Genomic DNA, 22,895 nt, shown 5'->3' on the forward strand with positions numbered 1-22,895 from the left:
GCGATTCCTAGTCTTCGTCTTGCGCCGCCGCTTCACGGCCTTGCTGACGAATCAGGTTTTCCTGGCGTGCATCTTCAATCGAGGCACGGATGGCGCGCACATCGGCGCGGCGAGTGTCGAACTTGAAGCGTCCAGTCAACACGCTGTCCGGGCGCAGTTCGCCTTTTTCGAACAACGCCCACATCTCTTCGCCGTAATAGGTCTCCCGCAGCTCCGGTGCGAAACGGCCGAGGCAATCGCGCAGGTTGTGCACGTCGCGCAGCAGCATGTCGCGCGCGGCGTTGTTGCCGGCGGCGCTGACCACCTGCGGGAAATCGATCAGCACCGGGCCATCGGGCGAGACCAGCACGTTGTATTCGGACAGATCGCCGTGCACCAGGCCGAGCGAGAGCATCTTGACCACGTCGCCGATCAGGCTGGTATGGAAGACACGGGCTTGGTCCGGTTCAAGATCCACTTCGCCCAAGCGCGGCGCGCTGTGGCCGGCTTCGTCGGTGACCAGGTCCATCAGCAGCACGCCGTGGAAATGACCGCGCGGTTTGGGCACGTGCACGCTGGCATCCATCAATTGATAGAGCACCTCGGCTTCGGTGTTCTTCCAGGCGGTTTCGGCTTCCTTGCGGCCGAATTTGGTGGCCTTGCCCATCGCGCGCGCCTGACGGCTACCACGCACCTTGCGCCCTTCCTGGTATTGCACGCGCGACTGGAAGCTGCGCTGCGCCATGTCCTTATAGACCTTGGCGCACAGGACGTCGGCGCCTGTGCTGACCACATAGACGGATGCTTCCTTGCCGCTCTTCAGTGGTCGCAACACTTCATCGATGATGCCGTCGTCGATCAGCGGCTGCAGGCCCTTGGGGGTTTTCATGGACTAGGAGCACCGATCCGTAACAAGCCAGCGGCGATTATGCGACAAGCAGGGTGAAGCGCTTATATGCCCGACGCACACACTGTGCGCCGGGGCATGCCGTGGCGTGAGCGTTTACCATGCAGGCACCTGTCTGCTGCCGCACTGCTATGCCAGAGCCCGCCTCCAGCCGCCGCAAACCTCCCGCCGCCGTGCTTGCGGCCGGTAGCGATCGCGGCCTGCCGCATGAGCTGATGCAGCAGATCGCTGCCGCCCGGGGCGACCCGGACTTCATGACCTCGCTGGGGCGCGGGCTGGTGGTGCTGAGCGTGTTCGCCCAGCACGCGCGCGAAGTGACGATGTCGCAGATCAGCCTGGAAACCGGCATCTCGCGCGCGGCCGTGCGGCGGGTGCTGCATACGCTGGCCAAGCTTGGCTATGTGGGCGAGCAAGGGCGCGGCTACGTGTTACTGCCCCGCGTGCTGGGAATCGGCGGCGCGTACGCGGCCTCTTCGTCGATGACCGCAGCGGCGCAGCCGGTCCTGGACGGGCTGCGCGACCAATTGCATGAATCCTGCTCGCTGGGCGTACTGGATGGCGACGATCTGCTGTATGTGGCGCGTTCGGAAACGGTGCGCATCATGTCGATCGGGCTGCGCCCGGGCACGCGACTGCCGGCCTATTGCACCTCGATGGGCCGGGTGTTGCTGGCCGCGCTGCCCGGCGACACCTTGCAGGCGTATCTGGAACGCACCACCTTGCGCCCGCGTACAGATCGCACCGTGACCCAGGCCTCGGCGTTGCTGGAAGTGCTGGCGCGCACGCGCCGCGAAGGCATGTGCCTGACCGACCAGGAACTGGAAATCGGCCTGCGCTCGATCGCCGTGCCGGTACGTAACCTGCGCGGCGAGGTGATCGCCGCGCTCAACATCGGCGCTCAGGCCGGGCGGGTGAGCCTGCAGACCATGCAGACGCAGTTGCTGGAACCACTGAAGCAGGCGGCGCAGCGGTTGGGAACCTTGTTGAGCTAATGCAACGTTCTGCGCTGACGCAGGCGGTGCTTGCGGAGCGCATGACCTGCGCGCGCGCTAAGTCAAAGCAGGCAGCGGTGATGGGTGGCACAGGTCAGAGGGGAGTCGCATCGATGCATTCCGCGTGGGCCAATGCGCCTGCGCGCGGCAGTCGGAAAGCGCTCGGGCAGACGCATCCGGGTTGATCGTTACTCGTTGTTGCGTGCGTGTCGGCGTAAAGCCGCAACCAAACCGTCGCGAGCAGTCATCAAGTTAGATGTGGACGGCGTGCAGCAACCTTGGTGTGCCAGTGATACATGCCGTACCGAGCACCGGACGCACCCGCCTCGCGGTGAGCGCAGCCGTTTTGTTCGCCGCTCTAAGACGACCTTACCCGGGTTACGCCGCTGGCGCTGCGCCGGCCTCGGCGGCCTGTTCTTCCAGAATCGGCTTGGCCAGCGCAAAGGCGTGATTGGCGGCCGGCACGCCGCAGTAGATTGCCGCTTGCAGCAGCACTTCCTTGATCTGCGCAGGCGTCACGCCGTTGTTGCGCGCTGCACGCACGTGCAGTTTGAATTCTTCGTCGTGGCCCAGCGCGACCATCATCGACAACGTGAGCAGCGAACGCGTGTGCGCCGGCAAACCGTCGCGGGTCCAGATGCTGCCCCAGGCGTAGCGGGTAATCAGGTCCTGAAATTCTTCGGTGAATTCGCTACGCGCGGCCAGCGCCCGGTCGACATGCGCATCGCCAAGGACGCGCCGGCGCTCACGCATGCCGGCTTGATAACGTTCGTCTTCGTGCATGGGGTGTCCTTGCAAGGTGGGGAGCTCAGTCGGCCTGAAGAAAAAAGCCGAGCACCGCGTCGTTGAACGCGGCCGGCGATTCCAGGTTGCAGATGTGTCGGCCGGGCACCTGGGCGTAATGACCATCCGGCGTGGCATAGGCGATCTCGCGCAAGTCAGATGGCGGGCACACCGGGTCGTCATCGCCCGCCAGCGCCAGCAGCGGCAGGCTCAGCCCGTCCAATGCACCGCGGAAATCCGCGTCTGCGAGCGCCTGGCAGCAGGCGATGTAGCCGGCCGGTGAGGTGGACACGAAGGCGGCGGCGATCATGTCCAGGCGCTGCGCGTGGCTGATGGCAAATTCCGGGGTAAACCAGCGTTGCAGCGTGGCGTCGATCAGCACCGGCAGGCCTTCGCTGCGCACTTGCTCGATGCGGGTTTCCCAGGTGGCGGCGCTGCCGATCTTCTGCGCGGTGGCGCACACCGCCAGCCGGCGCAGGCGCTGGGCTGCATGCAGGCCCAGCCACTGGCCGGTGAGGCCGCCGATCGACAGACCGCAGAAATCACTTTGCGCGATCTCCACTGTGTCCCACAGCGCCAGCACGTCCTGGCCCAGGTCGGCGACGCTGTACGGACCCGGCGGCGTTTCCGAATAACCGTGGCCGCGGCGGTCGTAGCGCAGAATGCGGTAGTGCGGCGCGAAGGCTTCGAGCTGCACGTCCCACATGTGCAGGTCGGTGCCGAGCGAGTTGCAGAAGGTCAGCCAGGGGCGTCCTTCGGTGCCGTCCAGGCGGTAATGCAGGCGATGCGTGGGCAACTGGAGATAAGCCATCGGAGCACCGTCAACAGGAAGAAGATCCAGCCAGCACGCGGTCGATCCAGACCGAAGACATGCCACGCCAACTGTCGCTATCGAACACTGCCTGCAGTTGCGCGTGCGTGAGCACGGCGCGCGCCTGCGCGTCCTCGCCGAGCACCTCGCGCAAATGCCGCTGCTGCGCCCGCGCACGCAGCACCGCCTGTTCCACCAGCACGTGCGCCTGCGGCTTGCCCAGTTGCGGCGCAAGCGCGAACACCGCCGCCTCGGCGTAGAGCAGCCCGCCATGACTATCCAGATGCGCACGCATGCGCACGCGGTCCAGTTCCAGACCGGACAGGCACATCTGCATCTGCGCCAGGCTGCCGGCGGTGAGGCAGACAATCTGCGGCAAGGTGTCCCATTCGGCATGCCATTGCCCGGCCGCGCGCTCGTGCGGCTGCGCCATGGCGCTGAACAAGGTGGCGACCAGGCCGGGCACGCGGGTGGCCGCAGCAACCGCTGCCACGCTGGACACCGGATTGCGCTTATGCGGCATCGCCGACGAGCCGCCTTTACCGGCAGCGGCCGGCTCGAACGCTTCGCCCACTTCCGACTGCATCAGCAACACCACATCGCCACCGATCTTGCCCAACGTACCGGCCAGCAGACCGAACGCGCAGCCGACTTCAACAATGCGATCGCGCGCCGTATGCCAGGGCAGCGCGGGCAGCGGCAATTCCAGAGTGCTCGCCAGCGCCTGCGCCACTTCCAGGCCACGCTCCTGCAACGAAGCCAGGGTGCCGGCCGCACCGCCGAACTGCAGCACCAGCGCATCGCTCCGTAAGGCCTGCAGGCGCTGCTGCGCGCGTTGCAATGCATCCAGCCAGCCGGCGACCTTGAGCCCGAAGGTGACCGGCACGGCCTGTTGCAACAAGGTGCGTCCGGGCAGGCCGGTGTTGCGTTCGCGTTCGGCCAGTGCGGCCAACTCGGCACACAGGGCATGCAGACGCGGCAGCAGCAGATCGAGTGCAGCACGCAGCTGCAGCACCGTGCCGGTATCGATGACGTCCTGGCTGGTGGCGCCCCAGTGCACCCATCTCGCGGCAGCGCTGTCGTGCGCGGCGACCTGGGCAGTCAGCGCCTTGACCAACGCAATGGCGGGGTTGCCGGCCAATGCTGTGGCTTGCGCCAACGCAGCCACATCGTAGTGCCGCACCTCGCAGGCAGCGGCGATGGCCTGCGCGGCTTCGGCTGGAATCACCCCGCACTGCGCCTGCGCGCCCGCCAGCGCGGATTCGAACTGCAGCATCGCCTGCACGCGCGCAGCATCGTCGAACAAGGCGTCGCACGCAGGCTCGCCGAACAAGGATCCCAACAGCGAAGATGTCGCACTCATGCATTGCCTCTCTAGGCGTGTCGGCAGCATCGCACCGATGTGCCAGGGTGCCAACTAGACGAAAGGGCAATGCATCCTACGCGCCTGCCACTGTCGGGGTGATGTGGGTGCCCCCCGTGTGGATGGGAAGCATGGGCACGACCAAGTGCATGTGCGTATTTGCCACGATGCGCGCTGTCATCGGTGCGTATGCATGCGTGTGACGCGCCACGGTCCATCGCCCGCAGCCCGCGCCGTGGTGTCTTTGCAGCAGCGGGTACTTCCGCAGCTGGCTACCGCCAGCTGTTGACGCAGAAGCGTGCAGACAGCACGGTGTACTGCTCCGGCACGCGCACGCTGTTTCATCAGCGGCAGACGGATCAATAGCGGAAGAACACCGTTTCCGCCTCGCCCTGCATACGGATGTCCCAGGCGTAAGCGCCACCTGCGCCTGGTTGGGCCAGCAAGGTGGCGCGTCGCTCGGCCGGCACCAACGCCAGGATCGGGTCGCTGCCCAGCTGCGGGTCGTCGGCGAAATACAGCCGCGTCGAGGCGCCACGCAACAGGCCGCGCATGAACACCAGGACGGTCAGATGCGCCGCCTGCAGCTTGCCACCGGGGCCGGCCACCCTGCCCGGCTTGATGGTGCTGAAAGAAAACCGCCCATGCGCATCGGTGGGCACACGGCCCCAACCGTCGAAGCTGGGGTCGTGGGCCTCGCAGCGGGCATCGGCCGGATGCGCATAGATGCCGGCCGCATCGGCTTGCCACACTTCCAGTACCGCATCGGCCACCGGCGTGCCTGCACCATCGAAAATGCAGCCGCTGATCTGCACCGGCGCGCCTGCCGCCTGCGCGGGCGCGATCTGTTCGCGATACAGCGGCTCCAATCCGAGCCGGTAATACGGGCCGACGGTTTGTGACGGCGTTGCATGCAGGCTCATCGTGTCACTCCCAGACCGTTTGTTTGCGACCGCGCAAGACGATGTCGAAGCGGTATGCCAACGCATATTCGCTGACCGCATTTTCCCAATCAAAACTGGACACCATGCGTTCGCGCGCCAGAGCATCGTCGACACAGTTGTAGATGGGGTCGTGCGCCAGCAGCGGGTCGCCGGGGAAATACATCTGGGTGACCAGCCGTTGCCCGATGCCATCGCCATGCAATGAAAAATGGATGTGCGCCGGCCGCCAGGCGTTGTAGTGGTTACGCCACGGGTACGCGCCCGGCTTGATGGTCTTGAAGCTGTAGCGGCCATGCTCATCGGTGAGCACCTGCCCGGTACCACGGAAGTTTGGGTCCAGCGGCGCGTCGTGCTGATCGCCTGCGTGCTGGTAGCGACCAGCCGCGTTGCATTGCCACACTTCCACCACGCTGTTGCGGACCGGCTTGCCGTTTTCGTCGAGCACGCGGCCAGACACGATGATGCGTTCACCTAACGGCGCGCCGCTGAAACCTGCAGTGAGGTCCGCCGCGTGCTCGCCCAAGCTGAGCCGATCCAGTCGCGGGCCGGTGATTTCCGACAGCGTGACCGGCAGATCGATCGGATCACGCGTGGGCCCACGCAACCTGGTGGAGGCGTATGCCGGATGCAGATACGCCGGCTGCGTACCGAGCCGGCTGCGGCGGTAGCCGAGCAGCGGATCGGTGGCGACGGCAGTTTCGTCAGAGGTGGGATCGCGCATTTACATCTCCGTCGGCAGCAAGGCGACTACAACGACATGGGTGCGAGGGAAGGATGAGCTAGGTTGCAAAAGCTGGTCTTACAGACGCTCGATCGCCAGTGCCACACCCTGCCCTACCCCGATGCACATGCTGGCCAGCCCGAGCCGTCCGTTGCTGGCTTCCAGCTGCCGCAGCAAGGTCAGCACCAGCCGCGCGCCGCTCATGCCGAGCGGATGCCCTAGCGCGATGGCGCCACCGTTGGCATTGACGTGTTCGGCATCGTCGGCCAGCCCGAATGCACGCGTGCAGGCCAGCGCCTGGGCAGCAAAGGCTTCATTGAGTTCGATCGCATCGAACTGTTCGATGCGCAAGTTCAAACGCGCCAGCAAGCGCTGCGTGGCCGGCACCGGGCCGATGCCCATGTATGCCGGCTCCACACCTGCCGATGCAAACCCCAGCACCCGCGCGCGCGGCGTCAACCGATGCGCCTGTACCGCCTGCGCAGAGGCCAGCAGCAATGCGGCCGCGCCATCGTTGAGACCGGAGGCATTGCCGGCTGTCACGGTGCCGGGCTGGCGAAACACCGGTTTGAGCTTGGCCAGTATCTCGGCCGTGGTGGTGGGCCGCGGCGCCTGGTCGTATTCGACGCTGCTGGCATCGCCGCCCTTGCGCGCGGCCACTGCCACCGAGGTGATTTCGCCATCGAAAAAACCGGCCGCCTGCGCCGCCGCCACGCGTTGCTGGCTACGCAGTGCAAAGGCGTCCTGGTCTTCGCGCGAGATGGCATGCCGCTGCGCCACGTTCTCTGCAGTTTCGCCCATCAATTCGGTGCCATAGGCGGCCTGCAGGCGCGGATTGATGAAGCGCCAGCCCATGGTGGTGTCTTCCAGCTGCTGGGTGCGGGCGAAGGCGCTGTCGGCCTTGCCCATCACCCACGGCGCGCGCGACATCGATTCGACACCGCCGGCAATGGCAAGATCCAGTTCGTTGGCACGAATGCCACGCGCCACCGTGCCGATCGCATCCAACCCCGAACCGCACAGGCGATTGAGCGTGCTACCCGGCACCGAAGGGGGCAAGCCGGCCAGCAACAGACTCATACGCGCGACGTTGCGATTGTCTTCGCCAGCCTGGTTGGCGCAGCCCAAATACACATCGTCGATTGCGGCAGGCTCAAGCTGCCGCTGCCGCGCCAGCAAGGCAGCGATCGGCACCGCGCCCAGGTCGTCGGTGCGCACGCTGGACAAGGCGCCACCGTAACGGCCGATCGGCGTGCGGATGCCATCGATCAGATACACCTCGCTCATGCCTCCGCTCCCGCTGCCTGGGCACCATGCGCGGCATCGGTGCGTGCCTGCAGCGCGCGCAAGGCATCCAGCTCGGTGGTGCTGGGCGGCGTGGTCTGCGCAAGGTCGGCAGCGAAGCGGATCGGCCAACCCGTCGCCGCGCTGACCTGCTCGCGCGTTGTTCCAGGATGCAGCGACGTCACGGTGAGTTCGCAGGTCACGGGGTCGGGCTCCATCACACACAGGTCGGTGACGACCACGGTTGGGCCGGCGCCGCGCAGACCGGCACGCGTCCGCGCATCGCCACCGTCCAGATGCCCGACCGTGGTGATGAAGTCCAGCGTCGGAACGAAACTGCGTTTGGATTGGCGAATGATGATGAACACCTGTTTGGCGCTGGCCGCAATTTCCGGCGCGCCGCCGGCACCGGGCAGACGCGTTTTCGGTGCGTCGTACGGACCAATCACGGTGGTGTTGAGGTTGGCGTAGCGATCAATCTGCGCCGCGCCCAGAAAGCCCACATCCACGCGCCCGCCTTGCAACCAGTAACGGAAGATTTCCGGCGTGGACACCACGGTGTCCGCCGTCTCCGCCAGCTCGCCGTCGCCGATCGACAAGGGCAACACCTGCGGGCGCGCACCGATGGGGCCGGATTCGTAGATCAAGGTGACGTCCGGCGCATGCGTGAGCCGGGCCAGATTGGCGGCAGTGGATGGCAAGCCGATGCCGACAAAACACACCGCGCCATCAGGCAGGCGGCGCGCGGCGGCCACCGTCATCATTTCATTGGTGCTGTAGGCGCTCATGCGGCCACCTGCTGCTGCGACTGTGCGTAAACCCGCTGAAAACCGGCGAAATCGTCGGTATCGAGAATGTGCGTCTGGATCCAGGCCTGAAACGTCGCACGATCGCGCGCAATCGCATCCCAGGCCAGATAGAAGCGATTGTCACGCGCGTAATAGCCGTGCGCGTATGACGGCGCCGCGCCACCGGGAACCAGGCACACCGCATCGACGACCCAGCGCGGCAGGATGCAGGCATTGGGCGGGGCGTCGAGGGTGTCGACGATCTCTTCCACCGTCACGATCACCTTGCGCGCTGCCAGCGCGGCTTCTTTCTGCACACCCAGAATGCCCCAGAGCAAGACATTGCCGCGGCGGTCGGCCTGCTGGGCATGAATCACGGTGACATCGGGATTGACTGCCGGCGAGGTGGCCAGCGTTTCGCCGGTGTAGGGGCATTGCAGGAACTTGATGCTGTCGTTGACGCGCGGCAGGTCCGAGCCGACATACCCCCGCAGCACCGCAAACGGCAGACCCGATGCGCCGGCGACATAGGCATTGGCCATATCGGCATGACTGTGCTCGCGAATCTGCAACGGCTGCGGCCAGGCGTGTTCCACCGCATCGCGCAACCGGTGCAGCGAGCCGACGCCCGGATTGCCGCCCCAGGAGAAGCGCAGCGCGGCCGCACAACCGGCGCCGATCAATTGGTCGTAGATCAGGTCGGGGGTCATTCGCACTAGGCGCAGGTCGCGCTTGCGTTGGCGCATCACCTCGTGCCCGGCCGCATGCGGAATCAGGTGGGTGAAGCCTTCCATCGCCACGCAATCGCCGTCGGCGATCAGCTGCGACACGGCGTCGGCGAGAGTGACGATTTCGGCCATTGCATTCCCTTCCAGCGCAGCGAGCGTGCGGTCACGGTAGGCGCAGCCGGTCGGTCGGTCAATCCGATAATCGGCACTTCAAATCGATATTCGCACAATTTCAGCAGGGCAGTAACGCCCCCTTCGTGCACGGCTCCAGCATCGGCCAGGACGAAGTGGCCGAAGCGCCGTTCGACGTGGTGCATGGCAATCGCAGCGTGGTAGTGTCGCGCTGGATGCGCAATATCGATCCGCCGCCGTTCTGGGCCAGCCAGATCGCCCGCCATCTGGACTACCGCGGCAAGGTCGATCGCTGGCAGATTATTCATTTCGAAGCACCCGGCACCATTGCTATCGATGTGGGCGTGGCCATCACCGGCACCGGTGCGCCGGAGGGCGATCGCAGCCAGGGCGTCAACGGCTATGTGCTGAACGCCATCACCCCCGAAACCGACACCACCTGTCATTACTTCTGGGCGTTCATGCGCAACTACGCGCTGCACGACCAGTCGTTGACCACGCTCACGCGCGAAGGGGTGACCGGCGTGTTCGGCGAAGACGAGGCGGTGCTGGAAGCGCAGCAACGTGCGATCGACGCGCACCCGGATCAGGCCTTTTACAACTCAACGTCGATGCCGGCGGCATGTGGGCGCGGCGCGTGATCGACCGCCTGATCGCGCAGGAACAACGCGTGCAGGATCTGTCGCTGCGCATGGTGGGCTGAGCACAGCGCATGCGGCCAGCCGTGCCTTCAATCACAGCGATTCATCGCAATGCCATTACTGCCGGCACGGGCCGGCACGCCTCATTGCCCGGAGCCCTTCATGCGTAAAGACACCCAGTGGCATCGCGGCCGCGTCGTCAGTGCTGCCGATGCCTGCCCCGGCGTGCGCGAAATCATGCTCGATCCTGGCACCGCCGCGCGCCACTTCGAGGTCGGTAGCCATGTGAATTTCCGCGTGCAGCTGCATGGTCGCGACGATGTACGCTCGTATTCGTTGGTGGGCGAACCGCGCGCCGATGGCTATTTCCGGATTGCAGTGCGGCAGATGCCCGACAGCGGTGGCGGCTCGCTGCATATTTGGACGCTCGCGCCGGGCGATGTGGTGGAAATGTCGCCACCCAACAACAACTTCCCGCTGGATGAAAGCGGCGAGGAAATTCTGCTGATTGCCGGTGGTATCGGTATCACTCCGATCATTGGCATGGCGCAACGGCTGGCGCGTCGCCATCCCGCGTTTCGCCTGCTCTACGCCGGCCGCTCACGCAGTGCGACGGCTTATGTCGACACGCTGGAAGCGCTGCTGGGCGAGCGTTTGCAATTGCAACTGCGACGACAGCGCCGGCCCGCCCGATCTGGCTGCGGAACTGGTGCGGCTCTCGCCCAATGCCGAAGTCTACGTATGCGGACCACTCGGCATGCTCGAAGCGGCACGCCAGCACTGCACGCGGCAGGTCGGCCGCGCGCGCGGCTGCGCTTCGAAACCTTCGGCAATAGCGGGCGGGTTCCGGCGCAGGCATTCGTGGTGAAACTGCCGGGGCTGGGGTTGTATCGCTTTGCACACCACCTGAGTCGGTAGCGCGTGCTTGATTCAACTCGTAGCTCTGGCCTCAGACCGCTCTACCTCGCAGAGTCGAGGCATGTCGCAGGCTTCACGCTAAACCGCGCGGCATGTGCGCACTAACCAGGCTGGTGATCGCAATCAGCCCACAGCTCCTGCAGCCACTGGCGCGTACCACCGTGTTTGCATCCTCACGCGTATGCGCGATCATCTGCGCATGGAGTCGACTCACTACAGGACTGTCCCGGCGCCGGCATTAAACCCGCGCCAGGAGCAATTGGTGGCGCTGGTGCGGCAGCAGGGCTTTGCCGACGTGGAAGGCTTGGCCACCCGCTTTGAGGTGACGCCGCAGACCATCCGGCGCGATCTGACCCTGCTCTGCGATGCCGGCGTGCTGCGCCGCTATCACGGCGGCGTCAGCATGCCTTCCAGCGTGGAAAATCTCGCCTATACCGCACGCAAAGCGCTGCAGGCCCGCGAAAAGCAGCATATCGCCGCGCGTGTGGCGCGTTTCATTCCCGACGATGCTTCGCTGTTTATCAACCTTGGCACCACCAACGAGGAAGTTGCGCGTGCGTTGCTGCAGCACCGCGGGCTGCGGGTGATCACCAACAACCTCAACGTCGCGGTGATGCTCAGCGCCAACCCCAGCTTCGAGGTGATCGTGGCCGGTGGCGTGGTGCGCGGGCGCGACCAGGGCGTGACCGGTGAGGCGACGGTGGAGCTGATCCGTCAGTTCAAGGTGGATTTCGGGGTGATCGGCATTTCCGGTATCGATCTGGACGGCACCTTGCTGGATTTCGACTACCAGGAAGTGCGCGTGGCGCAGGCCATCATCGAGCACTCGCGGCAAGTACTGCTCGCCGCCGATCACAGCAAGTTCGGCCGCAACGCCATGGTGCGACTGGGCGCCATCGCCCAGGTGCACGACTGGTTCACTGACCGGCCACCGCCGCAGGAGTTGGCTGCCGTGCTGGCCGAGGCCGGCACCCGGGTGCATTTGGCAGACGCTGACGAAGCCAACTGAGGTGGATGTTCGTTTTTGAGCGTTCTTATGCAAAAGCCAGAGGAGCCGCTCAATTCCGATAGATCATCACATCTAAGAGCGGCTAACAAAACGTAGCGAGCAGTCGTCAGGTGGGTGCGGGCGGCGCACAGGAACCGGAGTGTACGAGTGGTACATGAGGATTCCGAGCACCGGCCGCGCCCGCCTGGCGGCTGCGCAGTAGTTTTGTTAGCTGCTCTAAATTGCATTTTCGGATAGCCAAATTCTCCAGCTGCGACCAGCGGGCCTGGCTCCGCGCATCTTCACGCTTCCGCAAGGTTCGATGTTCGAATATGTTCGAACATGACAACTTGGGTTCGCTCATCAGCGCGCCCGGACGGAGGCACCGATGGGCGAGATGTACGATCTTCTGGTAATCGGCGGCGGCATCAACGGGGTCGGCATTGCCCGCGACGCGGCCGGGCGCGGTTTGTCGGTGTGCGTATGCGAGCAGGACGATCTCGCCGCGCACACCAGCAGCGCCAGTACCAAGCTCATTCACGGCGGCTTGCGCTATCTGGAACAGTACGAGTTCGCGCTGGTCGGCAAAGCACTGGCCGAGCGCGAAGTGCTATTGCGGCTGGCGCCCCACATCATCTGGCCGCTGCGCTTCCTGCTGCCCCATCAGCCGCATCTGCGCCCGGCCTGGATGATTCGCGCCGGCCTGTTTCTGTACGACCACCTGGGCGGCAGCAAGCGCAGCCTGCCGCGCTCGCGCCGGTTGTCGCTGCGCACGCATCCGGTGGGTGCGCCGCTGCAGCAATCGCTGCGCACTGGCTTTGTGTATTCGGATGCCTGGGTGCAGGACGCGCGGCTGGTGGTGCTCAACGCGATGGACGCGGCCAAACGCGGCGCCAAGATCCACACCCGTACGCGTTGTGTCGGGGCCTGGCGCGATGCCGGCTTCTGGTATGCCGAACTCGAAGACCGCGAGGGCCGCCGCCGCACCGTACAGGCGCGCGCGCTAGCCAATGCGGCTGGGCCGTGGGCAGTGTCGTTCCTGGACAACGTGGCCTCAGTGCCGCACGAACACGCGCTGCGGCTGGTCAAGGGCAGCCATATCGTGGTGCCCAAGCTGTTCGACCATGATCATGCGTACATCTTCCAGCAACCTGACCGGCGCATCGTGTTCGCCATCCCCTACGAGCACGACTTCACCTTGATCGGTACCACCGACGTGGATTACGAAGCAGACCCCGCCGCGCCGAAGATCGATGGGGCCGAGGTGCAGTATCTGTGCGATGCGGTGAACCTGTATTTCCAGCAGCAGATCTCCCCTGCCGATGTGGTGTGGAACTACAGCGGCGTGCGCCCTCTGCTGGACGACGCCGAAGACAACGCGGCCGAAGTCACCCGCGATTACCAGCTGGAAGTGGTCACCGATGGCGCGCCACTGCTCAATGTGTTCGGCGGCAAGCTGACCACCTACCGCAAGCTCGCCGAAGAAGCGGTGGACCGGCTCACCCACGCGCTGGGCGCACGCAAGCCGGCGTGGACCGCACGTGGCGACGCATTGCCCGGCGGCGAACAGCGCGATATCGCAAGCCTGCTGGAACGCGTCAGCAGCGCGCGCCCCTGGTTGCCGGCCGCCACCGCGCAGCGCTTGGTGCGCAACTACGGCACCTGCGCCGAACAACTGCTTGGCGATGCACGAAGCCTGGCCGAACTGGGTACGCACTTTGGTGCGGACCTGTATCAGGCCGAGGTGGATTACCTGCGCCAATCCGAATGGGCGGTCGCTGCCGACGATATCCTGTGGCGGCGCAGCAAGCTCGGCCTGCGCATCGATGCGGCCGGGCGGCAGCGTCTGGAAGACTATCTGCAGACGCAGTCGATCCAGCAACCCGACATCGTCCCTGCTTGAACACACTGCATTGCCGGCGAGGACGGGTCGTCCGGCAATGTATTCCGGCGCATCAGCCAGCACATCATCCTGAGTTACGTGGAGGGCACCCCAGATGAGCATCAACGACCACCGCTGCGCGCCAGTAAACGCGCTGCATCCTGTTGTTTGCATCGCTGACACTGCGGGTCTGCGCGCATGAGCCGGCAACTCATAGGTGAGTTGATTTCCGAAGCGGTGGCGATGTTCATCATCATCGCGCTCGGCGATTCGGTGGCAGCGATGTACATCCTGTACGACCCCAGCCCTTACCAAAACGCGTATTGGGGCGTGTGCATTGCCTGGGGTTTGTCGGTGACATTGGCGATCTACGTCACCGGCTCGGTATCCGGCACCCACGCCAACCCGGCGGTGACGCTGGCACTGGCGTTGTTCCGCGACTTTTCCTGGCAGAAAGTGTTCCCTTACTGGGTTGCGCAGGTGATCGGCGCATTCCTGGGCGCGGCCATCGTCTATCAGTTGTATGGACCGGTCATCGACCACTTCAACCAGCTGCATCAGCTCACGCGTGAGGCCGGTGGCGCGACGGGGGTGTTCTTCACTGCACCGGGGTTGGCGGTCACGCCGATGCATGCGCTGGTCGACCAGATCATCATCACTGCGTTCCTGATCTTCGGCATCTTCGCCATCACCGAGCAGTTCAACGAAGCCGCACCGACTGCCAACTCCGGCGCGTTGATGATCGGTTTGCTGGTGGCGACGCTGGGTGCGTCGATGGGGTATCTGGAAGCCTGGGCGATGAACCCCGCGCGCGACTTCGGCCCGCGCTTGTTCGCGTATTTCGCCGGTTGGGGCGAGGCCGCGTTGCCGGCCAAGGACAACTATTGGTGGATCCCGATTGTTGGCCCCTTGATCGGCGGGCCGCTCGGCGCGCTGGCGTATCAGTGGTTGATCCTGCCGTTCCTGCCGGCGCGCGTGCGCCATCTGCAGGGCGGCGCGAAACCGCTCGATCCGCCGTGATGGCATTGCGCTAAGCCGACAATCACTCCGACGACGCCCGAGGTCAGCGGTGGCCAAGCCATCATTGGCCACACGTCATCGCCCGTCCGCACCGACCTTTCTCGCCGTGCGCCCATGCCGGCATTGTTCGAGGAATCTCCGATGGAAAAGCAGTACGTCCTTGCGATCGATCAAGGCACCACCAGTTCGCGCGCGATGTTGTTCGATCGCCAGGGCAAGGTGGCCGGTGTGGCGCAACGCGAATTCGGCCAGATCTTTCCGCAGCCGGGTTGGGTAGAACACAACCCGCGCGAGATCATGACCAGCGTCTATACCACCGTCACCGAGTTGCTGAACAACGCGCAGATCGATGCACGCGCGATCGCCGGGATCGGCATCACCAATCAACGCGAAACCGCGGTGGTGTGGGACAAGGCCACCGGCCAGCCGATCTACAACGCCATCGTGTGGCAATCCCGGCAGACCAAGGACATCTGCACCCAGCTCAAGGAAGCCGGGCATGAGCAGATGGTGCGCGACAAGACCGGCCTGCTGATCGATGCATATTTTTCCGGCACCAAGGTCAAGTGGATTCTCGACCATGTGGAAGGTGCGCGCGAACGCGCGCAGAAAGGCGAGCTCGCATTCGGCACCATCGACAGCTGGCTGATCTGGAACCTCACCGGCGGCAAGGTGCACGTTACCGATTACACCAATGCCTCGCGCACCATGATGTTCAACATTCACACGCTGGAGTGGGACGTGGAGCTGCTGGCCATGCTGGACGTGCCCGCGCAGATGCTGCCGGAAGTGCGTTCGTCCAGCGAGGTCTATGGCATGACCCAGACCCAGTATTTCTACGGCGAACAAGTGCCCATCGCCGGGATCGCCGGCGACCAACAAGCCGCGTTGTTCGGCCAGGCGTGCTTCGAGCCGGGCATGGCGAAAAACACCTACGGCACCGGCTGTTTCATGCTGATGAATACCGGCGACAAAGCGGTGGCTTCCAAGGCCGGTTTGTTGACGACGATTGCCTGGGGCATCGACGGCAAGGTCGAATACGCGCTGGAAGGCGCCATCTTCGTCGCCGGTTCGGTGGTGCAATGGCTACGCGATGGCTTGCGTATGTTGGGCAAGGCCAGCGATTCGCAGGCTTATGCCGAGCGCGCCGGCGACAATGACGGTGTGTACATCGTGCCAGCCTTCGTCGGCCTGGGCGCGCCGTACTGGCGTAGCGACATTCGCGGCGCCGTGTTCGGGCTGACGCGTGGCACCACCAAGGAACACTTCGTACGTGCGGCGGTCGAATCGATGGCCTACCAGACCCGCGACGTACTTACCGCGATGCAGAGTGATTCCGGAATCGAACTGAAAGAACTGCGTGCCGACGGCGGCGCCATCGCCAACGACTTTATGGCGCAGTTCCAGAGCGACATGCTCAATGTGCCGGTGCTTCGCCCGGAAGTCGCCGAAACCACCGCACTCGGTGCGGCGTATCTGGCAGGGCTTGCAACCGGGTTCTGGGGCAGCCGCGAGGAAATCGCCAAGCAATGGGCAGTGGATCGCCGCTTCGAACCGGCCATGGCCGACGACAAGCGCGAAGCGCTGTACGCAGGCTGGCAGCAAGCAGTGGAAGCGACGATGGGTTTCCGCATCAGCTGATGGTTGCCGTCAAAACGACAGCGCCCATCATGCGGTCGGCGCTTAGACCGGATAGCCATCTGCAATAACGAAGCAGGCAGGCCTGCGCAATGCAGCCCTGTCTTCGGTAGTCGTTACTGGCCGCCAGTGCTGGGGCCGGAGATGGTGTCCGTGTCCCAATGTTCTTTGATCATCCCCTTTTCGATCCGGAACATATCGAGCCAGGTGGTGGTGTAGGTGGTGCCCGGCTTATTGGGATTGGGCAAGGTGCGCACCGACACGAACGTCACCAGATCGCCGTCAGCCGTGATGGCCACCAATGGCAGCTGCACACGCGGCTGCACCGGCGTCGGCTTCACGAGAGAGGTGAGAAAAGCGATGAACGCATCGCGCCCATTGGCCACGTTCGGATTGTGCTGGATGTAGTTCTTGTCCATGTACATCGGCGCGTACTGCACCTGCCCCGCCTCAAGCACGGTGCGCCAGAAATCGTAGACCAGCTGCTTGTTTGCAGTTTCATACCAAGTGGAGCCGAGCAGCATCTTCTGATGGTTGGGATTTGCAGTGACCGCGGTCTGCGCAAACGCAGCTACTGGCGCTACCAGCATGACCAACAGCAAGGCACGGGTGGGCAACTTCTTCATGGGATACTCCTGGGTGGAGGATGGCAGTGCGTTCATCGGGGGATGCCAGCACGGTGTTCCGTTGAGCAGGGGAATGACGCGTCCTTGCAGCCGCATCTATGCGTCAACGCCACCCTACCGGTGACGTTCACTCGCTCGCTAGCCGCCTAAAGGTGCACCTGGGCACTTGCAGGACAGATGGTGAGAAAAACATAACCCGCGTGCTTGCCGCCAGTGATGTGCTGCAACGTGCGCAGGGTTGTCCTGATGTTGCTCTTGATTGTGCGATTACCGCAGCAAAGCCAACGAATGTGCGACTGCTATGTGCGATCAAGCGGTGTTATCGGAGTGCTGCAGTGCGCTCACATCGCATGTAGGGAGCCAGGGCGTCATTGAATCTTCACGACCATGCCGCCCAGGTCTTGGGTAGTCCTTACGCGGCCTGGGACATCACGGCATCATCCATGCCGCATCAATCCGACAGCACAGCCAATGGTAGGCCTGCATAGTTTTCCGCCAGCGTCGTGCGGCCTGCTTCGCTACTGAGCAGATAATCCAACTCCGCTCCGTGCAGCCGCGTAGTGAATTCGTCTTCGTCGTCGAAGCAGTGCAACAGCGTGGTCATCCACCACGAGAAACGTTCGGCTTTCCACACGCGCTGCAAGGCTAGCTCCGAGTACTGCTGCAGCACGCTGGCGTCGCCGCTTGTTTTCCAGCGCTCGAACAATTGCGCCAGCAGGCCGACATCGCCCAGTGCCAGATTCAGCCCCTTTGCGCCCGTGGGCGGCACGATATGCGCGGCATCGCCGGCCAGGAACAAGCGGCCATATTGCATCGGTTCGGCAACGAAACTACGCAGCGGTGCGATGCTTTTCTCGATCGATGCGCCGGTGACCAGCTGCGCCGCCAATGCAGGCGGCAGCCGTGTACGCAACTCGTCCCAGAACGTCTGATCGCTCCAGGCATCCACCTGCGCGCTCGCAGGCACCTGGATGTAATAGCGCGTCCGGGTGGGCGAACGCATCGAACACAGTGCAAACCCGCGTGGGTGGCGTGCGTAGATCAGCTCTTCGTGCACAGGTGGCGTGTCGGCCAGCACGCCGAGCCAGCCAAATGGATACACGCGCTCGAACAGACGCAGTCGCTCGGCGGGAATGCTGGCGCGGCTGACGCCGTGATAGCCATCGCAGCCGACGATGTAGTCGCAGTCCAGACGCTTGCGCTGGCCGTCTTGCGTGAATTCCACAGCGGGCGCAGTGCCCTCCACATCGCACAGGGTCACGTCCTGCGCGTTGTAATGCGTAGGTGCCCCACTGCGCTCGCGCGCGTCCATCAGATCGGCGGTGACCTCGGTCTGCCCGTAAACGGTGACACCCCGTCCGCAGCCGCGCAGCAGGTCGATGCGCTCGCGGTGCCCATCGAGCGATAATTCAAAGCCGTGATGCAGCAGGCCTTCGCGCTGCAACCGCTCGCCGACGCCAGCACGCTGCAGCAGTTCCACACTGCCCTGCTCCAGCACACCGGCGCGGATACGCGACAGCACATGCTGGGGTGTCTGCCGCTCGACGATAACGCAGTCGATGCCGGCGAGCCGCAATAGTTCACCCAACAACAAGCCGGATGGGCCAGCGCCGATGATCGCGACTTGCGTTCGCATGCACTGTTCCTGGTCTGAATGGCGATGCAGGCAGTGTCGGTAGCCAAACCCGCGCATTGAAGGGATGATTGCGTGCAGTCCTTGGACTTTTCGACGATGTCCCCACCTACGCCCGACGCTGCTGCAGTCCCTGCTTTCGGCCTGTACGGCGAGCAACACGCCGATGCCGCGGAGTTGCTGCACTGGGAATCGATTGCCGCGCGCAGCCGGCTGCACGACTGGCAGATCGTCCCGCATCGACATGAAGACTTAGCGCAACTGGTCTACGTGCAACGCGGGCCGGCGACGCTGCAGCTGGATGGGCGCTCGCAACGCCTGCGCGGCACAAGCGTGGTGTGGCTTCCACCGCTTTGCGTACATGGTTTCGCATTCGACCCGGCGGTGCGCGGACACGTCATCACCATGTGCATGCCGCTGGTCAAGACCACGCTGAGCGCTGCGCCATTGCTGCAACAGGTGCTGACGACGCCAGCAGTTGTGCAGGTGCAGCACGCGCGCAAATGGCTGGATGTGGTGTTCGGCAGCATTGCCGAGGACCATGCGCGCCGACGGATCGGCCATGACATCGCGGCGCAGGCCGCGGCGGCGCAGCTGGTCATCTGGATGGCACGCACGGCACTGGAACGCGCACAGGACGCCGCGGCGATCAGCCCGCAGACGGATCACGCACTGCGCCATCTCCGCGCCTATCAAAGTTTGATCGACCAGCACTACCGCGCGCACTGGCCGATTTCGCGCTATGCCGATCACCTTGGGTTGACGCCCGGTCACCTCAACGCCTTGTGCCAGCGCTTGGCTGGCGCCTCCGCACTGCAGCTGCTGCAGCGCCGGATCATGTTGGAAGCACGCCGCACATTGCGTTACACCAGCCTGAGCGTGCAACAGATTGCCGCCGGCCTTGGATTTTTCGACGCTGCCTATTTCAGTCGCTATTTCGCACGCCACGCCGGCTGCTCGCCGACGCGATTTCGCACTGGCGAGTAAGAACGGCAACACAGCGATGTTGCTTACTCGCTGTCCGCGTCGGAGGGAGAGTGATTTAGGGACTCGCTGCAAGGTCCTTGCCCGCCCACCATCGCAGGACACGCTACAAGTAGGTCCATGTAAGCTCCTTGGCGGGATCCTGCCGCCAAGGGTCCTGCGACGGTGAGCGCGCAAGGACCAGTCACGTTCGTCGGTCTGTCAGCGCAATCGACAGGCGACCTTCGCTCGCTATGCAGAAGCGCCTGCGTTTCACAAGCAGCTGCCATAAAACTGCCGACCAACGTTCTGGTGCGGTGCCCTCGCCGCTTGCGGGACCGTTGGCGGCATGGATGCCGCCATCGAGCCCCCAGGGATGGGTCTACGGCCTGTCCCGCAGGCGGTGAGGGCACCGCGCGCTCGACCAATTAAGCCTTTTGCTTGCATCTAAAAATGATGCAAGGCATTCCAAACAGCCAATACGAGTGAGCCAAGCACATTTCTCCATCCGTCCAAAGATGGAGATAACGCTTCAGCCACTCCATCACCAAGCCAATTCACTCAGAACGGATACTGCGGCACTTCGTTTTTGATCGTCAGCCATTGCCAGTGCGTGTACTGCTCCCAATCGGCGGGGCCGCCGACGCTGGTGCCGTTGCCCGACGCACCGGTGCCACCGAACGGATTGACGACTTCATCGGCCACCGTCTGGTCGTTGATATGCAGCATACCGGTGTGCAACTTCTCGCCCAACGCCAGCGCCCGCGAGACCGATGCCGACAGGATGCCTGCCGCCAGCCCGTATTCGCCCTGGTTGGCCAACTCGGCAGCTTCGTCGTCGGTGTCGAACACGGTGATGTTGATCACCGGCCCGAACACTTCTTCGTCGAACACACGCATGCCGGGGCGCACATTGGACAGCACGGTGGGCGCGTAGAACAGGCCTTGGTTGGTGGCGCCAGCTTCGACCACCGCACCAGCGGCGACGCTATCGCTGACGATGTCGATGACGCGCTGCAGCTGGCGCTGGTCGATGATCGGACCCAATGCGACAGTGCCACTGACCGGGTCACCCACCGGCAGATGGCGCGCCTTTTCGGCCAGCCGCTGAGTCAGCGCCTGCGCTACGCCGCGTTGTACCAGTACACGTCCGGTGGCCATGCAGATCTGGCCCTGGTGCATGTAAGCGCCGAATGCGACGGCCGAGGCGGCCTTGTCCAGATCCGCGTCGTCGAGCACGATCAGTGCGTTGTTGCCACCCAGTTCCAATAAGACTTTCTTCAGATGGCGCCCTGCGATTTCGCCGATGCGGCGGCCGGTAGCCGTGGAGCCGGTGAACGCGATCATCGGAACATCCGGCGATTCCACCAGCGCCTGACCAATCTGCGCATCGCCATGCAACACGTGCAACAAGCCCTTGGGAAGGCCCGCTTCTTCGAGTACCTGCGCGATGATCACTCCGCCCGTGTACGGCGTGCGCGGGTCAGGCTTGAGAACCACCGCATTACCCATTGCCAGTGCCGGCGCCACCGAACGCAGCGACAGAACCAACGGGAAATTGAACGGGGAAATCACCCCGATCACGCCCAACGGCAGGCGGCGTGCAAGGCTAAGTTGGCCGGCTGATGTCGGCAACATCTGGCCGCTGGCCTGCAGCGGCATTCCAGCCGCCTGCTGGTAGAGCACTACCGCTTCGTCCACCTCGCGCTGCGCCTTGGGCAGGATGCCGCCGGTTTCGCGCGCAATCAGCAACGTGGCTTCGGCGCTGCGCGCCTGCATCACTTGCGCGGCGCGATGGAAGACAGCAGCACGTTCGCGCGGCGAGGTCGCAGCCCAGGCGCGCTGTGCTTGTTTGGCTTGTGCGATAGCGGTCGCGACATCGGCCAGGTCGGCCTTGCCGACTTCATGCAACAAAGCGCCGGTTGCCGGCTCATGGACAGCCAAGCTGCCGCCGTGACCGGGCACCCATTCGCCATTGAAGATGCAGCCATGCCACGCGGGTGCGTTTGTTGCAGCGTCCGCTGCGCTGGAAAGAGCATTCATGGTCTAGCCTCCTGCTAAAAACGTGTGGTGGATTAGAGCGTAGTGGAAGCCAGCCCGCCATCGATCGGCAAGGTGATGCCGTTGATCCAGCGGGCGGCGTCGGATGCGAGAAAGACGATGCCCTCGGCCACTTCGTCGGCATACGCCGGGCGGGTCATGCGCTTGGCATCTTCCTTGACGCGTTCCTCGCCGAGCATGGCGGCGAAATCGTCCAGGATCGGCGTAAACACCGGGCCCGGTGACACGTTGTTGACGCGCACGCCATGGTCGGCGAACCAGGGCCGCGATTGCAGCAAGGTCCACACGATCAACGCTTCCTTGAAGTATTGGTAGCAAGTGTCGTGGGGCACCGGATGCGCCGCCAGCCATGCACTGCCGCTTTCGAAGCTGTCGGTCGCGGCCAACTGCTTGTGCAGGTCCAGACGCTGCGGCCATTCGGCGCCCAGAATTGAAGCGACATTGATGATGGAACCGCCCGACACGATACGCGGCAGCAGCCCCTGGGTCAGATGGCGCAGGCCCAGATAGTTCACCCGCGCCACCACATCCACCGGCGCGGTGCCCGGCACGCCGGCAATATTTGCCAGCGCATCGATGTGATCCGGCAATGCCTTCACCAAGGTATCAATGGATGCCAGGTCGCCAAGATCGGCCTGATGAAAACTGTGCAGTGTCATTTGCACCGGCGTGCGATCGACACCAATCACCTTGGCGCCATGAAACCGTGCAAGCCGTGCGACCTCCGCGCCAATGCCCGACGCCACACCGGTCACCACGATCGTCTTGTTGTGTAAATTCATTGCCATCCTCGAAGGAGCCAGCTGTGCCGGCGCTAGAACACATGGACATATTCGAAATTCGCGTCGGTGCCGGACGCTGCGTTCCTGACTTCGACGGGTAGGTAGTCGCCCCTGAAAAACCCCTCTCAAACCTCCAGTGCCATGTTTGCGGACCACATGGTGCGTGAGGGCGTTGAGGAACGCGCCCGCACCACCTGCAACCAAGCACGCAAAAATGCGATCCAGCGCAGCAGCCAGCGCAGGTTGTAGCCAGCGGCGCAGCCGAGCACGTGCAGTGCATCGCCTTGGGCGCCTTTGAGATGGCAGCGATT

The 22,895-nt window shown here is 64.1% G+C and carries 19 protein-coding genes, 1 other RNA gene and 4 pseudogenes; 8 read left to right on the top strand and 16 right to left on the bottom strand.

What is annotated here, in order from left to right; all coding sequences use genetic code 11:
- Nucleotides 1-7: 7 nt before the first annotated feature.
- A complete protein-coding gene (locus NX05_RS02115) occupies nt 8-868 on the bottom strand; it encodes a PA4780 family RIO1-like protein kinase (RefSeq protein WP_039433965.1) in 861 nt (286 codons plus the stop codon).
- A 149-nt stretch (nt 869-1,017) separates the two neighbouring features.
- Here NX05_RS02115 and NX05_RS02120 point away from each other — a divergent pair, with 149 nt between their 5' ends.
- Complete coding sequence (locus tag NX05_RS02120; RefSeq protein ID WP_010368966.1) at nt 1,018-1,878, top strand: IclR family transcriptional regulator domain-containing protein; 861 nt, start codon at nt 1,018-1,020, stop codon at nt 1,876-1,878.
- A 378-nt stretch (nt 1,879-2,256) separates the two neighbouring features.
- Here the strand turns inward: NX05_RS02120 and pcaC are convergent, their stop codons facing one another.
- The 8 genes from pcaC to NX05_RS02160 all read right to left on the bottom strand — a co-directional run bounded on the left by pcaC (nt 2,257) and on the right by NX05_RS02160 (nt 9,432).
- Nucleotides 2,257-2,661: a 4-carboxymuconolactone decarboxylase gene (gene pcaC, locus NX05_RS02125; protein ID WP_039433969.1), complete on the bottom strand. Its 405-nt coding sequence runs from the start codon at nt 2,659-2,661 to the stop codon at nt 2,257-2,259.
- A gap of 25 nt (nt 2,662-2,686) precedes the next feature.
- On the bottom strand, nt 2,687-3,472 hold the full coding sequence (pcaD, locus tag NX05_RS02130; protein ID WP_039433972.1) for a 3-oxoadipate enol-lactonase: 786 nt from the start codon (nt 3,470-3,472) through the stop codon (nt 2,687-2,689).
- Between the two features lie 10 nt (nt 3,473-3,482).
- The gene (locus NX05_RS02135) at nt 3,483-4,835 is read right to left on the bottom strand and encodes a 3-carboxy-cis,cis-muconate cycloisomerase (RefSeq protein ID WP_039433974.1); all 1,353 of its coding nucleotides are present in this window, start codon (nt 4,833-4,835) and stop codon (nt 3,483-3,485) included.
- Between the two features lie 359 nt (nt 4,836-5,194).
- A complete protein-coding gene (gene pcaG, locus NX05_RS02140) occupies nt 5,195-5,758 on the bottom strand; it encodes a protocatechuate 3,4-dioxygenase subunit alpha (protein WP_039433977.1) in 564 nt (187 codons plus the stop codon).
- Between the two features lie 4 nt (nt 5,759-5,762).
- On the bottom strand, nt 5,763-6,500 hold the full coding sequence (gene pcaH / locus NX05_RS02145; protein ID WP_017113349.1) for a protocatechuate 3,4-dioxygenase subunit beta: 738 nt from the start codon (nt 6,498-6,500) through the stop codon (nt 5,763-5,765).
- 78 nt (nt 6,501-6,578) lie between these two features.
- Complete coding sequence (pcaF, locus tag NX05_RS02150; RefSeq protein ID WP_039433982.1) at nt 6,579-7,787, bottom strand: 3-oxoadipyl-CoA thiolase; 1,209 nt, start codon at nt 7,785-7,787, stop codon at nt 6,579-6,581.
- Entirely contained in the window at nt 7,784-8,572 is a 789-nt protein-coding gene (locus NX05_RS02155; protein WP_039433985.1) for a CoA-transferase subunit beta, read from the bottom strand. Before NX05_RS02155 ends, pcaF begins: the two co-directional genes overlap by 4 nt.
- The gene (locus NX05_RS02160) at nt 8,569-9,432 is read right to left on the bottom strand and encodes a CoA transferase subunit A (protein WP_017121729.1); all 864 of its coding nucleotides are present in this window, start codon (nt 9,430-9,432) and stop codon (nt 8,569-8,571) included. Before NX05_RS02160 ends, NX05_RS02155 begins: the two co-directional genes overlap by 4 nt.
- Nucleotides 9,433-9,554: 122 nt before the next feature.
- Here NX05_RS02160 and NX05_RS02165 point away from each other — a divergent pair.
- The 3 genes and pseudogenes from NX05_RS02165 to NX05_RS02175 form a co-directional block, all read left to right on the top strand.
- A pseudogene (locus NX05_RS02165) lies at nt 9,555-10,135 on the top strand (RHO alpha subunit C-terminal catalytic domain-containing protein); the annotation flags it as partial.
- A 100-nt stretch (nt 10,136-10,235) separates the two neighbouring features.
- Nucleotides 10,236-10,961: pseudogene (locus tag NX05_RS02170) on the top strand (ferredoxin reductase); the annotation flags it as partial.
- Nucleotides 10,962-11,172: 211 nt separating this feature from the next.
- Nucleotides 11,173-12,000 carry a DeoR/GlpR family DNA-binding transcription regulator gene (locus NX05_RS02175; protein WP_017113344.1) on the top strand — a complete coding sequence of 276 codons (828 nt, stop codon included), beginning with the start codon at nt 11,173-11,175 and terminating at the stop codon, nt 11,998-12,000.
- 80 nt (nt 12,001-12,080) lie between these two features.
- On the opposite strand, the gene NX05_RS02225 is transcribed toward NX05_RS02175, so the two are convergent.
- A non-coding RNA gene (locus NX05_RS02225) (sX9 sRNA) lies at nt 12,081-12,156 on the bottom strand.
- A 211-nt stretch (nt 12,157-12,367) separates the two neighbouring features.
- Here NX05_RS02225 and glpD point away from each other — a divergent pair.
- The 3 genes from glpD to glpK all read left to right on the top strand — a co-directional run bounded on the left by glpD (nt 12,368) and on the right by glpK (nt 16,522).
- Nucleotides 12,368-13,882 carry a glycerol-3-phosphate dehydrogenase gene (glpD, locus tag NX05_RS02180; RefSeq protein ID WP_039433988.1) on the top strand — a complete coding sequence of 505 codons (1,515 nt, stop codon included), beginning with the start codon at nt 12,368-12,370 and terminating at the stop codon, nt 13,880-13,882.
- Nucleotides 13,883-14,059: 177 nt separating this feature from the next.
- Nucleotides 14,060-14,881, top strand: coding sequence for an MIP/aquaporin family protein (locus NX05_RS02185; protein ID WP_039433991.1), 822 nt, complete (start codon nt 14,060-14,062; stop codon nt 14,879-14,881).
- A gap of 141 nt (nt 14,882-15,022) precedes the next feature.
- The gene (gene glpK, locus NX05_RS02190) at nt 15,023-16,522 is read left to right on the top strand and encodes a glycerol kinase GlpK (protein ID WP_039434027.1); all 1,500 of its coding nucleotides are present in this window, start codon (nt 15,023-15,025) and stop codon (nt 16,520-16,522) included.
- Nucleotides 16,523-16,635: 113 nt separating this feature from the next.
- Here the strand turns inward: glpK and NX05_RS02195 are convergent, their stop codons facing one another.
- The gene (locus NX05_RS02195) at nt 16,636-17,145 is read right to left on the bottom strand and encodes a nuclear transport factor 2 family protein (protein WP_039433994.1); all 510 of its coding nucleotides are present in this window, start codon (nt 17,143-17,145) and stop codon (nt 16,636-16,638) included.
- 451 nt (nt 17,146-17,596) lie between these two features.
- Nucleotides 17,597-18,781 (bottom strand): 4-hydroxybenzoate 3-monooxygenase, encoded by a 1,185-nt coding sequence (gene pobA, locus NX05_RS02200; RefSeq protein ID WP_039433996.1) that lies wholly within the window; start codon nt 18,779-18,781, stop codon nt 17,597-17,599.
- 96 nt (nt 18,782-18,877) lie between these two features.
- Between pobA and NX05_RS02205 the strand changes: the two genes are divergently transcribed.
- Nucleotides 18,878-19,765 carry a helix-turn-helix domain-containing protein gene (locus NX05_RS02205; protein ID WP_039434000.1) on the top strand — a complete coding sequence of 296 codons (888 nt, stop codon included), beginning with the start codon at nt 18,878-18,880 and terminating at the stop codon, nt 19,763-19,765.
- 537 nt (nt 19,766-20,302) lie between these two features.
- Here the strand turns inward: NX05_RS02205 and NX05_RS02210 are convergent.
- From NX05_RS02210 to NX05_RS02220, 4 genes and pseudogenes are all read right to left on the bottom strand, one after another.
- Nucleotides 20,303-21,784 (bottom strand): benzaldehyde dehydrogenase, encoded by a 1,482-nt coding sequence (locus NX05_RS02210; protein WP_039434002.1) that lies wholly within the window; start codon nt 21,782-21,784, stop codon nt 20,303-20,305.
- Nucleotides 21,785-21,816: 32 nt separating this feature from the next.
- Nucleotides 21,817-22,584 carry a coniferyl-alcohol dehydrogenase gene (locus NX05_RS02215; protein ID WP_039434005.1) on the bottom strand — a complete coding sequence of 256 codons (768 nt, stop codon included), beginning with the start codon at nt 22,582-22,584 and terminating at the stop codon, nt 21,817-21,819.
- A 32-nt stretch (nt 22,585-22,616) separates the two neighbouring features.
- Nucleotides 22,617-22,700 (bottom strand): annotated as a pseudogene (locus NX05_RS25320) (transporter); the annotation flags it as partial.
- A 9-nt stretch (nt 22,701-22,709) separates the two neighbouring features.
- Nucleotides 22,710-22,895, bottom strand: a pseudogene (locus NX05_RS02220) (IS5/IS1182 family transposase); the annotation flags it as partial.

The sequence above is a fragment of the Xanthomonas vasicola genome, from assembly GCF_000772705.2.
In the GTDB taxonomy this organism is placed as follows: domain Bacteria; phylum Pseudomonadota; class Gammaproteobacteria; order Xanthomonadales; family Xanthomonadaceae; genus Xanthomonas; species Xanthomonas vasicola.